At 67.1% G+C, this 12259-nt stretch carries 16 protein-coding genes and 2 tRNA genes; 8 read left to right on the top strand and 10 right to left on the bottom strand.

Annotated features, from left to right (window positions below; all coding sequences use genetic code 11):
* Positions 1–6 precede the first annotated feature (6 nt).
* From ACP7AG_RS12335 to ACP7AG_RS12320, 4 genes are all read right to left on the bottom strand, one after another.
* Complete coding sequence (locus tag ACP7AG_RS12335; protein ID WP_426031098.1) at positions 7–873, bottom strand: 50S ribosomal protein L11 methyltransferase; 867 nt, start codon at positions 871–873, stop codon at positions 7–9.
* A gap of 119 nt (positions 874–992) precedes the next feature.
* On the bottom strand, positions 993–1418 hold the full coding sequence (locus ACP7AG_RS12330; RefSeq protein WP_426031096.1) for a hypothetical protein: 426 nt from the start codon (positions 1416–1418) through the stop codon (positions 993–995).
* 69 nt (positions 1419–1487) lie between these two features.
* A complete protein-coding gene (locus ACP7AG_RS12325) occupies positions 1488–1727 on the bottom strand; it encodes a hypothetical protein (RefSeq protein WP_426031094.1) in 240 nt (79 codons plus the stop codon).
* Positions 1728–1765: 38 nt separating this feature from the next.
* The gene (locus ACP7AG_RS12320) at positions 1766–2254 is read right to left on the bottom strand and encodes a hypothetical protein (RefSeq protein WP_426031092.1); all 489 of its coding nucleotides are present in this window, start codon (positions 2252–2254) and stop codon (positions 1766–1768) included.
* Between the two features lie 86 nt (positions 2255–2340).
* Here ACP7AG_RS12320 and ACP7AG_RS12315 point away from each other — a divergent pair, with 86 nt between their 5' ends.
* Positions 2341–2565 (top strand): hypothetical protein, encoded by a 225-nt coding sequence (locus ACP7AG_RS12315; protein WP_426013292.1) that lies wholly within the window; start codon positions 2341–2343, stop codon positions 2563–2565.
* Positions 2566–2619: 54 nt separating this feature from the next.
* Positions 2620–2919, top strand: coding sequence for a low temperature requirement protein A (locus ACP7AG_RS12310; protein WP_426031090.1), 300 nt, complete (start codon positions 2620–2622; stop codon positions 2917–2919).
* Here ACP7AG_RS12310 and pip read toward each other — a convergent pair.
* Positions 2916–3905, bottom strand: coding sequence for a prolyl aminopeptidase (gene pip / locus ACP7AG_RS12305; RefSeq protein WP_426013288.1), 990 nt, complete (start codon positions 3903–3905; stop codon positions 2916–2918). The two genes, ACP7AG_RS12310 and pip, sit on opposite strands and share 4 nt — an antisense overlap.
* An 86-nt stretch (positions 3906–3991) precedes the next feature.
* Here pip and ACP7AG_RS12300 point away from each other — a divergent pair, with 86 nt between their 5' ends.
* Positions 3992–5089 (top strand): HPP family protein, encoded by a 1098-nt coding sequence (locus tag ACP7AG_RS12300; RefSeq protein ID WP_426031088.1) that lies wholly within the window; start codon positions 3992–3994, stop codon positions 5087–5089.
* A 37-nt stretch (positions 5090–5126) separates the two neighbouring features.
* Positions 5127–5372 (top strand): low temperature requirement protein A, encoded by a 246-nt coding sequence (locus tag ACP7AG_RS12295; RefSeq protein ID WP_426013285.1) that lies wholly within the window; start codon positions 5127–5129, stop codon positions 5370–5372.
* A gap of 115 nt (positions 5373–5487) precedes the next feature.
* On the opposite strand, the gene ACP7AG_RS12290 is transcribed toward ACP7AG_RS12295, so the two are convergent.
* Complete coding sequence (locus tag ACP7AG_RS12290; RefSeq protein ID WP_426031086.1) at positions 5488–6471, bottom strand: alpha/beta fold hydrolase; 984 nt, start codon at positions 6469–6471, stop codon at positions 5488–5490.
* 118 nt (positions 6472–6589) lie between these two features.
* On the opposite strand from ACP7AG_RS12290, the gene ACP7AG_RS12285 reads away from it, so the two are divergent.
* On the top strand, positions 6590–7816 hold the full coding sequence (locus ACP7AG_RS12285) for a multidrug effflux MFS transporter (RefSeq protein WP_426031084.1): 1227 nt from the start codon (positions 6590–6592) through the stop codon (positions 7814–7816).
* Positions 7817–7916: 100 nt separating this feature from the next.
* Here ACP7AG_RS12285 and ACP7AG_RS12280 read toward each other — a convergent pair whose 3' ends face one another.
* The 4 genes from ACP7AG_RS12280 to rlmB form a co-directional block, all read right to left on the bottom strand.
* On the bottom strand, positions 7917–8297 hold the full coding sequence (locus ACP7AG_RS12280) for a DUF423 domain-containing protein (RefSeq protein ID WP_426013280.1): 381 nt from the start codon (positions 8295–8297) through the stop codon (positions 7917–7919).
* Positions 8294–9037, bottom strand: a complete 744-nt coding sequence (locus ACP7AG_RS12275; RefSeq protein ID WP_426031082.1) for a TerC family protein — start codon at positions 9035–9037, stop codon at positions 8294–8296. The genes ACP7AG_RS12280 and ACP7AG_RS12275 overlap by 4 nt, the downstream gene beginning before the upstream one ends.
* Positions 9038–9079: 42 nt before the next feature.
* Positions 9080–10726: a hypothetical protein gene (locus tag ACP7AG_RS12270; RefSeq protein ID WP_426031080.1), complete on the bottom strand. Its 1647-nt coding sequence runs from the start codon at positions 10724–10726 to the stop codon at positions 9080–9082.
* A gap of 123 nt (positions 10727–10849) precedes the next feature.
* Entirely contained in the window at positions 10850–11668 is an 819-nt protein-coding gene (gene rlmB / locus ACP7AG_RS12265) for a 23S rRNA (guanosine(2251)-2'-O)-methyltransferase RlmB (protein ID WP_426031078.1), read from the bottom strand.
* Between the two features lie 170 nt (positions 11669–11838).
* Between rlmB and ACP7AG_RS12260 the strand changes: the two genes are divergently transcribed.
* From ACP7AG_RS12260 to ACP7AG_RS12250, 3 genes are all read left to right on the top strand, one after another.
* A tRNA-Tyr gene (locus ACP7AG_RS12260) sits at positions 11839–11924 on the top strand.
* An 87-nt stretch (positions 11925–12011) separates the two neighbouring features.
* Positions 12012–12085, top strand: a tRNA-Gly gene (locus tag ACP7AG_RS12255).
* Between the two features lie 55 nt (positions 12086–12140).
* Positions 12141–12259, top strand: a 119-nt coding sequence (locus ACP7AG_RS12250; RefSeq protein WP_426013779.1) for a GTP-binding protein, incomplete at its 3' end; no start/stop codon positions are given.

The following is a 12259-nucleotide window of genomic DNA, read 5'->3' as shown; positions in this document are numbered from 1 at the left end:
CGCGCTCTACGGCCGTTGCAGAACCAGCGCCGCCCAAGCGTCGCGATGGATGCGGCTCACCACCTTGAAGCCGCGCGAGACGTAGGCGGCCTTCACCATCCGCTCCTGGGTGCGCAGCAAGCCCGACAGGATCACCGTGCCGCCGGGGACCAGGGCGGTCTTGATGTCCTGGGCCAGGCTGATCAGCGGGCGGGCCAGGATGTTGGCGAACACCAGGTCATAGGGGGCGTTGTCGGACACCAAGCGGTTGGACAGGCCCGCGGCGTGGACGAACCTGGCGTTGGCGCGATTTACCTTGGCGTTCTCCTTGGAGATCCGCACGCTGGGCCTGTCGATGTCAGTGCCCACGGCGATTTTCGAGCCCGTGCGTGCGGCCGCAATGGCCAGCAGGCCCGTACCGGCCCCGACGTCGAGCACCTTGTTGAACTTGCGAGCCTTGATCAGGCGGTCATAGGCCTGCAGGCAGCCGACCGTGGTGCCGTGGTGGCCGGTGCCGAAGGCCGCGCCGGCCTCGATGCGGAGGTTGACCGTGCTGGCCGGCAAGCGGCCGCGATCATGCATGCCGTAGACGAAAAACCGACCCGCCCGCACGGGCGGCAGGCCCGACAGCGCCATGGCCAGCCAGTCGGCGTCGGCCAACTGCTCCCGGATCACCTTCAGCTTGTAGCCGGCCAGGACTTCGAGCAGGCCGGCGTCTTCCTCGTCATTGGTCGGGAAGGCGTCGATGCGCCACAGACCCTTGTCCTCGTCCTCTTCCAGGATCGAGTAGGTCGCGCCTTCGAGGTCGGGATGGTTGTCGATGGCGTCTGCGGCGGCTTCGGCGTCGGCGCGCGCGCCGCGGGCGACGATCTGCTGGGGCGTGTAGTCGGTCATGGCGCTTCCGTAGCGGTCCAGAGCAAGCCGCGCGATACAGAAATCGCACGGCTTGCTCTAGATTTTTGTTTTCGCACCGTTTTCGCGGAAAACTGGGTCCCACTTTTCCGCACGGTGCTTCACGCGCCGAAAGGCGAGACCGGGCGCTTGCCAAATGTCGAGGCGCGGCCCTCGTCGGTCGCCCAGATCTCGACCGTCGGCTCGCCCGACGCCAGAGACCAGGCCAGCGGTGGCGGCTGGAGAGCGATCGAGGGCAGGGCCCATCTGGCGGCGCCGAGATCGGCGAGCACCGGTCCGAGCAGGCGGGTCACCGCCGCGCAGGCCAGACCCCAGGCGATGCCGTTACGCTCCAGGATGAAGCTCTCGGAGAGGGTGGTCATCAGGAAGATCACCAAGAAGAGCGGTGTCCAGTAGCCGTCGCGCAGGCGCTGGAAGCGGAACACGCCGACCAGCAGGGCGCTGCCCAGCACCAGGGCGCAGAGGCCCACGCCGATCCAACCCAGCTGCGCCAGGATATCGAGCCAGCCGTTGTGGGCGGTGGGCACCAGCCAACCGGTCTCCTTGCGGATCCAGTTCGCGGGCGCGGATTCAAGGGTCCAGAAGACCGCATAGCCCTAGCCGGTCATCGGTTGCTTGGCCGATTGGCGAAGCACTGCGGCCCAGATGTCGGTGCGGCCGGTCAGGGTCGGGTCCTTGCCCAGGGCCTTGAAGATCAGCGCCGGGTCCAGCCACATGACCATCACGCCCAAACCAATGACGGTGACGCCCAGCCATAGCACGATAATCGCCGTGGCCGGCCCGCGCCGGGTGATGGCCAGCATCGCCGAGCCCCCCAGGGCCAGCATCAGCGCCAAGAGCGAGGTCTTGGACTTGGTCGCCGGGAGGAGCGGGCTTAGGAGCTTGACGCCGCCATCGCGACCGGGGCGGGGGTCGCCACCGGCGGTTCGGGCGCTTGCGACGCCTCAGGCGCGGGCGGCGCATCCTCTGGCAGGCGCGTGTTCAATATATCGCCGCCGGTCGACGCCCAGCTGCGTTCCGCGGGCTCGGCCATGCGCGCCGGCTGAACATGTGGCTCGGGTTCGCGCCAAGCCGGCGCGGTATATTCCGGGACCTCGTACGAGGCCACCAGCACCGGCGGCGGATCCATGCGCTGGGCGTCCAGGAAGTCGGTGCCGATCACGTAGTCGGGGACCTTGCCGCTGGGCCAGGCGATAGGCTCGGCCTCGGCATATTGGCTGTCGTAGGTGGGGACGGATTCAATAAACGGTTCATCCTGCGGGCCAGTCTTCAGCGCGATACCGCCGGTCAGGCCGATGGCCAACGCGACGACGGCGCCGATCATTGGGGTGCGGTGCTGGAGGAGGAAATCTTGCGCGTCCATATCCATGAAGCGCACTAAGCCACAATTCGTTCGATCCCACAGTGACGATTGCTAGGCTGCCACTCGTCCAGACGGGAAATGCCACCATGCAACGCCGCCACATGCTTCGCCAACGCGCTTCTGGAGGTCACGCGCGCCTCGGGGATCGCCATGGCCAGCAGCATCCCCGCCGCCACGCCGCCTTCCTCGCCGCCTTCGCGGGGAGGAAGGCCATGTGGTGGATATATTTCTCGTTCACCGCTCAGGCCGCCAGCGAGGCGATCAGCCACGCCAAGGACCCCGGCGCGGTGGCGCGCGCCGCCTATACCTAAAGCCACCTGCTGCCGATCGCCAGCATCATCGTCACGGCTGTGGCGGAGGAGCGGGTGCTACACCACCTGCTGGGCCATGCTGACCTGAAGACCGCCGCCGCCCTGATCGGCGGGCCGTTCCTGTTCATGCTGGGCGGGCTACTGTTCAAGAAGGCGGTGTTCCGCCTGTGGTCGCCGTCGCGCGGGGCGAGGTTGGTGGGGTTGGCGGCGCTGGCTCCGCTGAGTCTGTCCATGAGCCCGCTGGTGCTGTCGGTCGCGACGACAGCCGTGCTCGCGGGCGTCGCGGCGTTCGAAAGCCTGGCGATGCGCCGGCGCGAAAGTCTCTCCCATGGGAAGAGGGTCTCAGACCCTTAGACCCTCAGCGCCGCGTCCGTCGCGCGCACCAGCCCGTCGATGATCCCCGGCTCGGTGGACGCATGGCCGGCGTCCCAGACGATCTCGAAATGGGCTTCCGGCCAAGCGCGGTGAAGCGACCAGGCGCTGTCGAGCGGGGTGACGACGTCAAAGCGGCCCTGGATGATCCACGCCGGGATGTGGCGGATTTTGTCGATGTTCTTCAGGATCCAACCGTCGTGCTCGAAGAAGCCCTCATTGGAGAAAAAGTGGTTTTCGATCCGCGCGAACGCGATGGCGAAGTCTTCTTCGTTGAACTTGGGCGGTCGGGCCTCGGGGCCTCGCAGCGAGATGGTGTCGCCCTCCCACTGGCTCCAGGCGTTGGCGACCTGCGCCTGCACCCGGCGGTCGGGATGGGTGAGGCGCTTGTGATAGGCCCCCATCAGGTCGCCGCGCTCCTCGATCGGGATGGGAGCCAGGAACCGTTCCCAGGCGTCGGGAAACAGCATCGAGGCGCCTTCCTGATAGAACCAGCGCAGCTCCTTCTGGGTCAGCAGAAAGATGCCGCGCAGCACCAGGCCTTCGACCCGGTCCGGATGGACCAGGGCGTAGGCCAGGGCCAGGGTCGAGCCCCAAGAGCCGCCAAACACCGTCCACTTCTCGACGCCCAGGTGCTCGCGCAGGCGCTCGATATCGGCGATCAGGCTCCAGGTGGTGTTATCCTCCAGGCTGGCGTTCGGACGCGAGCGGCCGCAGCCGCGTTGATCGAACAACGCCATGCGCCATTTAGCCGGATCGAAGAACCGCCGCATGGTCGGATTGACCGCCCCGCCAGGGCCGCCATGCAGGATCACCGCCGGCTTGCCGCGCGGCGCGCCGCATTCCTCGTAATAGATTTCGTGTGGGCCATCGGTGGTCAGCCACCCGAACGAAAAGGGCTCGATGTCGCGAAACAGGCTGCGGCGGCCGGCGGAGGACATCACGGAGGCGGAGGCGTTACGATCCATGCCAGCGATCCTAGCCCGGTTTCGGGGGCGGTGGGAACGGCAGGAATGGGGTTCATTTCCCGCTGCCGGTCGCGTATCCGGGTTCCATGATCGATCGACTCCCTTGGGCTCCGCGTCTGCGAACCGCCTCTGGCTGGCTGGAGATCGGTCGCGGCGGGCTCGGCGCGTTGCTGGGCTTAGCGGTGACGGGCGTACTGGCGCGGGCGATGATTGGGGGCGGACCCCTGACCTCGCCGCTGCTGGTCGCGCCGATCGGGGCTTCGGCCGTGCTGGTCTTCGCCGTGCCCGCCAGTCCCCTGGCTCAGCCGCGTTCGGTGATCTGCGGCAACGTGCTGTCGGCGGTGGTCGGGATCGCCTGCGCGCATTTGTTCCCGGACCCGATGATCGCCGCGCCGCTGGCGGTGAGCCTGGCGATCATGGCGATGGCCTTGACCGGTTGCCTCCACCCGCCAGGCGGCGCCGTGGCGCTGATCTGTGGCCTGGGCGGGTCCGAGGTGACGCGCCTCGGTTACCACTTCGCCCTCAGCCCGGTGGGCCTCGACAGCCTGTTGTTGGTCGGGGCGGGCGTGGTCTTCCACCGCGTCACCAGGCGATCATATCCGCACCGTGCGCCGGTCCTGGCCGCCAGCCCGCATGGGACAGCCGATGCGCCACCGTCCACACGGGCCGGCTTTACCAGTGGTGACCTGGATGCCGCTCTGGCGCGCTATGGCGAGCTGCTCGACGTCAGCCGCGATGACCTCGACGCCCTGTTCCGCCAGGTCGAGCTGCAGGCCCACCAGCGCTTGCACGCACAAATCCTCTGCGGCGACATCATGTCGGCTGACGTCATCACGGTCGATCCGCAGCAGAGCTGCGACAGCGCCTTACGCTATATGCGCGACCACGACCTGCGCACCGCCCCCGTGATCGACGGCGATCGCAAGGTGCTGGGCCTGGTGCGCCGCGCCGAACTCCAGGCCAATCGCGATCACAAGGTCGAGGCGGTGATTGACCCCTTCGTGCACCGGGTGCGCGAGAGCACGCCGATCCAGGCCCTGCTGCCCCTGCTGTCCAGCGGCCAGGTGCACGAGGCGGTGGTCGTCGACGCCGACCGGGTGCTGAAGGGCATCGTCACCCAGACCGACCTGCTGGCCGTGCTCTATCGCGCCCACGTTGTCGAGGCGATGGCGGCCAACAGATGATCGCAACCCGCGCCGACTTTCCGTATTCTCCCGAGTCATGAACAACCCCGAAGACCTCAGCGACGACGAGCTACTGGCGATGCTGACCCCGCGTCAGCTGGCCGAGCTGGACCGCGCCATCGCCGAGATGATGGGCCCCGAGGGGCTGGACAAGGTGATCTCGCTGCAGGTGATGGCGCAGGTGTACAGCGTGCGGGCCACCGAGCGAGACGAGGTCTCCGCCCTGGCCATGCTACAGATGGCGGCCGCCATGCGGCGGCGGGCGGTGATTCTGGCGGGCTGATAAGGGCGCCGCGCGTCCTTTGAAGCCCGCTGCGCGAGCGCCTTGGGAAGGAGCTTTGCAGAATTCCTCATCCTGAGGTGCAGCCGCTGGCGAAGCCTCGCAGGATGCAAAGCGCTTAGTTTGGAAACCGCCGCCCGAGCCAGTCGATCAGGATTTCGTTCACCCGCTCGGGTTTTTCCTGTTGCGTCCAGTGACCGCTGCCCTCGACCAGCACCTTTTCCAGGTCCGAGATCTGGTCACCCATCCGGTCGGCCATCGCGGGCGGCAGCACCACATCGTGCTCGGCCATGATCATCAGGCAGGGTACGCCATCGATGCGGGTGGGCAGGCGCTCGGCCATCTCCCAGTTGCGGGTGAAGTTGCGATACCAGTTGATGCCGCCGGTGAAGCCGGTCCGCTGGAAAGTCTCGACGAACACCGCCAACTCCTCGGGCGCCAGAAGCTGGTTCGAGTCCCCGCTCGGATCGTAGTGGGCCAAGCCGTCCAGCAGGGCCAGCGACCGCTTCTCCGCTGGCCGCGCCGCGAAGTCGCCTTGTGTGCCGTTTGGCTTGCGCATGAAATAGCGCATGGTCTTTTCCACATCGGCGATCAGCTGAGCGTCGGCGACGGCGGGTGTCTGGAACTGGACGATGTACATGTCCTCGCCGAAGGCGTGGCGGAACATGGCGATGGGATCCATCGGGAGGCGGGGGGTGAACGGCGTGTTCAGCCCGATCACCCCGGCGGTGCGGGCTGGATGCATCAGTGGCATCTGCCAGACGATGATGCCGCCCCAGTCATGGCCGCAAAATACCGCCTCCTTGACGCCCAGGTGATCGAGCAGGCCAACCAGGTCGCCAGTCAGGTGCTCCATGTCATAGGCCTCGACCGCCTCGGGACCTTGCGTCAGGCCATAGCCGCGCTGGTCGGGGACAATCACCCAGCGACCCGCCGCCGCCAGGGCCGCAATCTGCCAGCGCCAGGAATAGGAAAATTCCGGAAAGCCATGACACAGCACGATCGGGACGCCTTGGCGCGGCCCGGCCTCGTAATAGGCCATGCGGACGCCGTTGACCTGCGCATACGACGGGGCGGGCAGGGCCGGAGCAAGGTGGGACATGGCATTTCCTGCTTTTGTTATTGTTGATCACCTTGCCGGTGCTGGACCGACGCGGCAAGCGGCCGATTCGTACGGTCAAGGCCTTACCCTTATGGAAAGCAGGCGTAAAAGCGCTGCCATGACTGATCCTGCCGCGCCGCTTCCCGCCGTTACCCCCTGGCGGCTCGTTCTGATGTTGGGGGCGCTGACCGCCTTCGCGCCGATGTCGATCGACATGTACCTGTCGAGCATGCCCGATATCGCGCGGACCCTGCACGCCGGGGCCGACGACACTCAAGCGACCTTGGCGGCCTTCTTCGCCGGCATGGCGATCGGCCAGTTCCTGTACGGCCCGGCGTCGGACCGGTTCGGCCGCCGACCGCCGTTGTTGCTGGGCATCGGCATCTATGTGGTGGCCTCGGTGGTCTGCGCCATGGCGCCGTCGATCCAGGCGCTGATCGGCGCTCGCTTTGTTCAGGCCCTGGGCGGGTGCGCGGGGGCGGTGATCGCGCGCGCGGTGGTGCGCGATCGCTTTAACCACGCCGACACGGCCCGGGTGCTGTCGCTGATGACCCTGATCATGGGGCTGGCGCCGGTGCTGGCCCCGCAGTTCGGTGGGGTGGTGCAGGTCTTCGCCGGCTGGCGCGGGGTGTTCTGGACCCTGACGGCGTTCGGCCTGCTGATCGGCCTGTGGATCGCGCTGAGCCTGACGGAATCGCGCTCCGAGGCCACCGCCGTCCAAGCCCGTTCGGAGAACCCGTTCCGGGCCTATGGCGCGTTATTGAGCCAGAAGCGGCTGGTCGGTTACGGCGTCGCCGGGGCCCTGAACGGCGCGACCCTGTTCACCTACATCTCAAGCGCGCCAGACCTGATCATGGGGACCTACGGCCACCGGCCGCTGACCTTCAACATCATCTTCGCCTTCAACGCGGTGGGCATCATCGGGGCCAGTCAGGTCAACCGGCTGCTGCTGCGCCGCGCGACGCCGGACCGGGTGCTGGTGCGGGCCAGCATCGCCTCGATCGTCGCCGCCTTTCTGCTGGCGGCGGCGGCGTGGAGCGGGGTGGGCGGCCAGTTCACTGTGCTGCCGCTGCTGTTCGCCGCCTTGTCGACCTATGGTCTGATGGCCGGCAACACCATGGCCGGGGCGCTGAGCGTCGATCCGATCCGGGCGGGCTCGACCTCGGCCCTGATGGGCGGGGCGTCTTTCGCGGCCGGAGCCCTTGCCTCCTGGATCGGCGGCCTGCTGCATGACGGCACCGCTCGGCCCGTGGCGGCGGTAATGTTCGCCTGCCTGATAGGCTCCAGTCTGGCGATCTTCCTTTTGGCGGTTCCGAAGGACCAGCGGACCAAGGTCCCGGCCTAGAGCATTTCCCGACCTGACTGCGTCAGGCCGTGAGCTCTAATCTTTTGTTTTGACGCATTTTTCTTCACGCCAACCGGAACCACTTCGCTCGAAAAATGCTCTAGTCGGCGGTGTCCGCAACCGCGCCAGCCCGCCAGGCCAGGATCAGCCAGCCAGCCAAGAAGCACAGGCCGCCCAGTGGTGTGATCGCTCCCAGGATACGCGGCGCGCCGAAGGCCATGGCGTAGAGCGAGCCCGAGAACAGCACCGAGCCAGTCAGGAAGAGGCTCGGCGTCCACAAGTCCGCCTTGCCGCCGGCTCTCCGCGCCGCCAGCCAGCAGAACACCGCCAGGGCGTGGATCATCTGATAGAGCGCGCCAGTGTGCAGCAGCTCGGCGGCGCGGGCATCCTTGGCCCCATGGGCGGCGAAGGCGCCGAAGGCCACGCCCAGGAAGCCGCTGAGCGCCGCCAGCCGAACCATCAGACCGACTGGCCTGGTCATTTCTTATGCTTGAGGTGCGCGGCGAGCTCGGCCGGCGTGATGTCGATGATCGACGGCGCGGCGGCGTTGTAGGCGGCGGTCTTGTCCAGATCCATGACCACGCTGCGGTGGCCTTCCCAGATCATGTGGCCGGCCACGTAGAGCACGATGGCCAGGCCGATGAAGCCGATCCAGCGGAACCGGTGCAGCAAGTTGGCGATCGCACTGGCGGCCAGGCCCATCAGGGCGATCGACAGCAGCAGGCCAAACACCAGGATGGCGGGGTGCTCGCGGGCGGCGCCGGCCACGGCCAGCACATTGTCCAGCGACATCGAGACGTCGGCGATCAACACCTGCAGGAAGGCTTGCTTGAAGCTCTTGGCCGGTTTGACGTGGGGCTCGGTGGCCGGATCATTGTCCAGCATCGCCCGCGCGTCCGCCTGGTCGTGGGTGAACTGCTCGCGCAGCTCGCGCCACATCTTCCAGCAGACCCACAGCAACAGCACGCCGCCGGCCAGCAGCAGGCCAATGACGCCGAGCAGCCAGGTGGTGATCAGGGCGAAGCCGATGCGGAGCACGACCGCTGCGCCCAGGCCGTACAGGATGACCTTGCGGCGATCCTTGACCGGCAGGCCGCCGGCCGCCAGGCCAACGGCCACAGCGTTGTCGCCCGCGAGGACAAGGTCGATCATCAGGACGGACAGGAAGGCCGCGAACGGACCATCCAGCCCGCCCACCTGGGCTATGAGCGCATCAAACATGCGGCTTCAATGCGTCAGGCTGGGCGGTCTGGCAAGCATCGCCTAGTGCGCGGGCTCGAGTTCCTTGTGGGTCTCGTGGCCTTCGACATGTTGACCATGGTCGGCATGGGCGTCGTGATCGCCAGCGTGCTCGACGGGATGGACCTCGGCCTGGTCGTGACCGCTGACAGGCACGGCCTCTCCGGCCGGCGCGACGACATGATGACCGTCATGGGGGTGGTCGTGGTGGTCCGGTTCGGCGTGGGTCCCATGGCCGTGATCGTCGCGAGCGGGGTCGCCAGCATGGGCGTCGTGCTCAGGACTGTCATGACCATGGTCGTCACGAGCGTGATCGTCATGGCCGTGGTGGTTGACCGCAGTGGCCACCGCCGCGCCGGCCAAGGCGCCACCAGCGGCGGCCACCATCGGGTTCACATAGTTGACGCTGGCCGATTGCGGCGGCGCTCCGAATTCCATCTCGTTGCGGCCGTAGTCGGTCAGGGTGCGGAACTTGCGCTGGCGCTCGGCTCGGGTCCTCGAGGCCGAGGCGTTGCGGGCGATCGCGACCAGGATCAGCAGGGCCAGCAGCACCAGGGCGCCGCCCAGCACCGACTTGCCTTGGACCTTGCCCAGGCCAGGCACGTCGATGGTCTCGAAGCCGCCCAGGCTGGGCAGGGCGAACTTGAAGCCCTTGGTGGCTTCCTGAACCTTCTCGCGCATCGGTGCGACCTGCTTGGCGATCGAGCCGAGCGAGAAGCCTTGGGCGGGCTTTGTCCCGTTCAGCTCGACGCCGAATTCGGTTTTCAATGCGCCGGTCGCCTTGTCGGTGGGCTTGACCTGCCAAGCGAAGGTCGGGGCTTCACCCGGCTTGACCACGGCGGTCTGGCGGCCGTTCGGGGTGATCTGGTAGCCTTCTCCCTGCAGGTCGGCATAGGCGCTGGTCTTCTTGGCCGCCTTGGTTAGGCCCAGCTTGGCGGCTTCCTTCTTGATCATGTCGCCGAGGGTGGCGGGCAGGGACAAGGTGACCTGGCCCTCCTTGCCCTGGGCCAGGCTTTCTCCCGAGGCCAGGACGGCGCCCTTAGTGGCCTCCGGCGCCACGGCCGCTTGCAGCTTCTGTAGCTTGGTGAGGACCTTCGGCGGCGCGGCCTTGACGGGCGCGACGATGGCCGGGGTCGGGGTCGGGGTCGGGGCCTTAGCCACAGCGGCGACGGGTTTGACGGCGGCGACGGGCCTAACCGGGGCCGGAGCTGGCGCTACGGCCACGGGCCTGGCGGCGGGCTTGATCACCGGATGAGCGACCGGCGCGGGCGCCGACTTGCCCACGGGCCGTGGCGCGGCGATGGCGGCGTGATGCGCGACGGCGCGCGGCTTATAATGCACGACCCTATGCTTGGGATTGGCGATCGGGGCCATGGCGGTCACCAGGGTGCCGTCGGCGCGCCGCCAGGTTTTCAGACCGGGGTGGCTGGACACGGGGACCGGCGCGGCGACCGGCAGGGTCGAAGCCGCGGGGCCGCCAAGCAGGCCGTCGGCCGGCGTGGTCTCGCCCGGCGCGGCGCCCATCAGCTCGGGGGTCTGGGTCGCGGCATAGCCCGGCGCGGCCGAGGCGGGCGGCGCCTCGACAGGTTCGCGCGCGCCGCAACCGGCCACCACCAAAACCCCAACCGCGCATCCGGCCAGAGCCGTCAAACGGACTTTGTTATGCAACATCGGGTCCCCCGATCCCATGTTCGAACTCCCGGCAAGCGTCGCCTGTAGGAACAAGCGTTGAGAGAACCACGTCATCGCGACGAAATCAAAACGGTTAAGAGAGATTCACGAACTGGTTTCTTCCTACGGGCGAACTTTTGACGCTTCGTAGAGCGCCACCGCCGCCGCTGCGGACACGTTCAAGCTCTCAAACCCGCCCGGCATGGCAATTTTTCCCATCGCATCACAATGTTCGGCAACCAAGCGTCGGACGCCTTCGCCTTCCGATCCCAGCACCAGAACCGTCGGGCGGCCGTCCAGAACCTGGTCCAGGGTGTGTTCGGCCTCGCCAGCCAGGCCCACGGCCCGCCAGCCCAGGTCGCTCAGTTCTTCCAGGGCGCGGGACAGATTGACCACGCGGGCATAGGGGATCTTGTCGATCGCCCCGACGGCGGTCTTGGCCAGCACGCCTGACAGGGCGGGGGCATGGCGGTCCTGGAGTATCACGCCGCGCGCGCCGAACGCGGCGGCCGAGCGGAAGATGGCGCCGATGTTCTGGGGGTCGGTGATCTGGTCGAACATCACCAACAGGCCCTGAGCCGGCATGCCCAGGTCATAGACCGACAGCGCCTCGGGCTCGTCGATCTTCAGCGCGATGCCCTGGTGCACCGCGCCGGGCGGCAGCTGGCGAGCAATCTCGGCGCCTTCCATGACCGTCAGGAAGGACGCCTTGGCCAGATCGGGGCTGAGTCGCTTGGCGCGGTCGGCGGTCGCCAACAGGCGTTTTGGCGCGGGCCTGGCGGGGTTGGAAAGCGCCGCCTCGACAGCGTGCGTGCCCCAGATCCAGTCCTTGGCGTCACCTTGGCCCTTGGAAAACTCGTTATTTTTCCTGGGGTTGGAGCGAAAATCGCGACCTTTCGCAGAAGGCGGTTTCCGGTCGTTGCGTTCGGAATGAGAGGACACTATAAGACGCGCTCCGATTTGGGGCCCTGAGGGTTTCCGCGAGCCAGGGCGGCGCTGCTTTAGCACCGTCTCACCGGTCTCGAGGAAGCTTTTGTTCCTTTTTCGTGACGCGCGGCTCGCCGCGGGTTCGAGACTGGAATGGCCGCTTTGAAAGAACTCTGCCGCGCGCTGGGGGAATGTCCCGAGTGGCAAAGGGGGGGGACTGTAAATCCCCTGGCGTACGCCTTCGTAGGTTCGAGTCCTACTTCCCCCACCACGCGCGGCGAGAGCTCCAACAAGGCTTGGCCCCAAAGCCAGAGACCGGGAGCCGACGCGACCCCGCTAGCCCGATGGGGTATATTGGGCGGGTATAGCACAGTGGTAGTGCAGCAGCCTTCCAAGCTGAGGATGCGGGTTCGATTCCCGCTACCCGCTCCAGCTCCCTATATATGACGACCCACATTCATAGCCGCCGGCGCGCAAGGTAGAGACCATGGCCAAGGAAAAGTTCGAACGTAACAAGCCGCACTGCAACATCGGCACCATCGGTCACGTTGACCATGGCAAGACGACGCTGACGGCCGCGATCACGATCACGCTGGCCAAGCAAGG

This window comes from Caulobacter sp. DWP3-1-3b2 (genome assembly GCF_049896325.1).
Taxonomy (GTDB): Bacteria; Pseudomonadota; Alphaproteobacteria; order Caulobacterales; family Caulobacteraceae; genus Caulobacter.
The sequence above is the reverse complement of the archived record's forward strand: the minus strand, read 5'-3'. Positions and strand labels throughout refer to the sequence as shown.

Coding starts and splice junctions, on each gene's coding strand:
- ACP7AG_RS12300 (WP_426031088.1), top strand. CDS start 3,992: ATGATCGATCGACTCCCTTGGGCTCCGCGTCTGCGAACCGCCTCTGGC.
- ACP7AG_RS12270 (WP_426031080.1), bottom strand. CDS start 10,726: ATGTTGCATAACAAAGTCCGTTTGACGGCTCTGGCCGGATGCGCGGTT.
- ACP7AG_RS12320 (WP_426031092.1), bottom strand. CDS start 2,254: ATGGACGCGCAAGATTTCCTCCTCCAGCACCGCACCCCAATGATCGGC.
- ACP7AG_RS12275 (WP_426031082.1), bottom strand. CDS start 9,037: ATGTTTGATGCGCTCATAGCCCAGGTGGGCGGGCTGGATGGTCCGTTC.
- ACP7AG_RS12335 (WP_426031098.1), bottom strand. CDS start 873: ATGACCGACTACACGCCCCAGCAGATCGTCGCCCGCGGCGCGCGCGCC.
- pip (WP_426013288.1), bottom strand. CDS start 3,905: ATGGATCGTAACGCCTCCGCCTCCGTGATGTCCTCCGCCGGCCGCCGC.
- ACP7AG_RS12280 (WP_426013280.1), bottom strand. CDS start 8,297: ATGACCAGGCCAGTCGGTCTGATGGTTCGGCTGGCGGCGCTCAGCGGC.
- ACP7AG_RS12290 (WP_426031086.1), bottom strand. CDS start 6,471: ATGTCCCACCTTGCTCCGGCCCTGCCCGCCCCGTCGTATGCGCAGGTC.
- ACP7AG_RS12315 (WP_426013292.1), top strand. CDS start 2,341: ATGCAACGCCGCCACATGCTTCGCCAACGCGCTTCTGGAGGTCACGCG.
- ACP7AG_RS12285 (WP_426031084.1), top strand. CDS start 6,590: ATGACTGATCCTGCCGCGCCGCTTCCCGCCGTTACCCCCTGGCGGCTC.
- ACP7AG_RS12295 (WP_426013285.1), top strand. CDS start 5,127: ATGAACAACCCCGAAGACCTCAGCGACGACGAGCTACTGGCGATGCTG.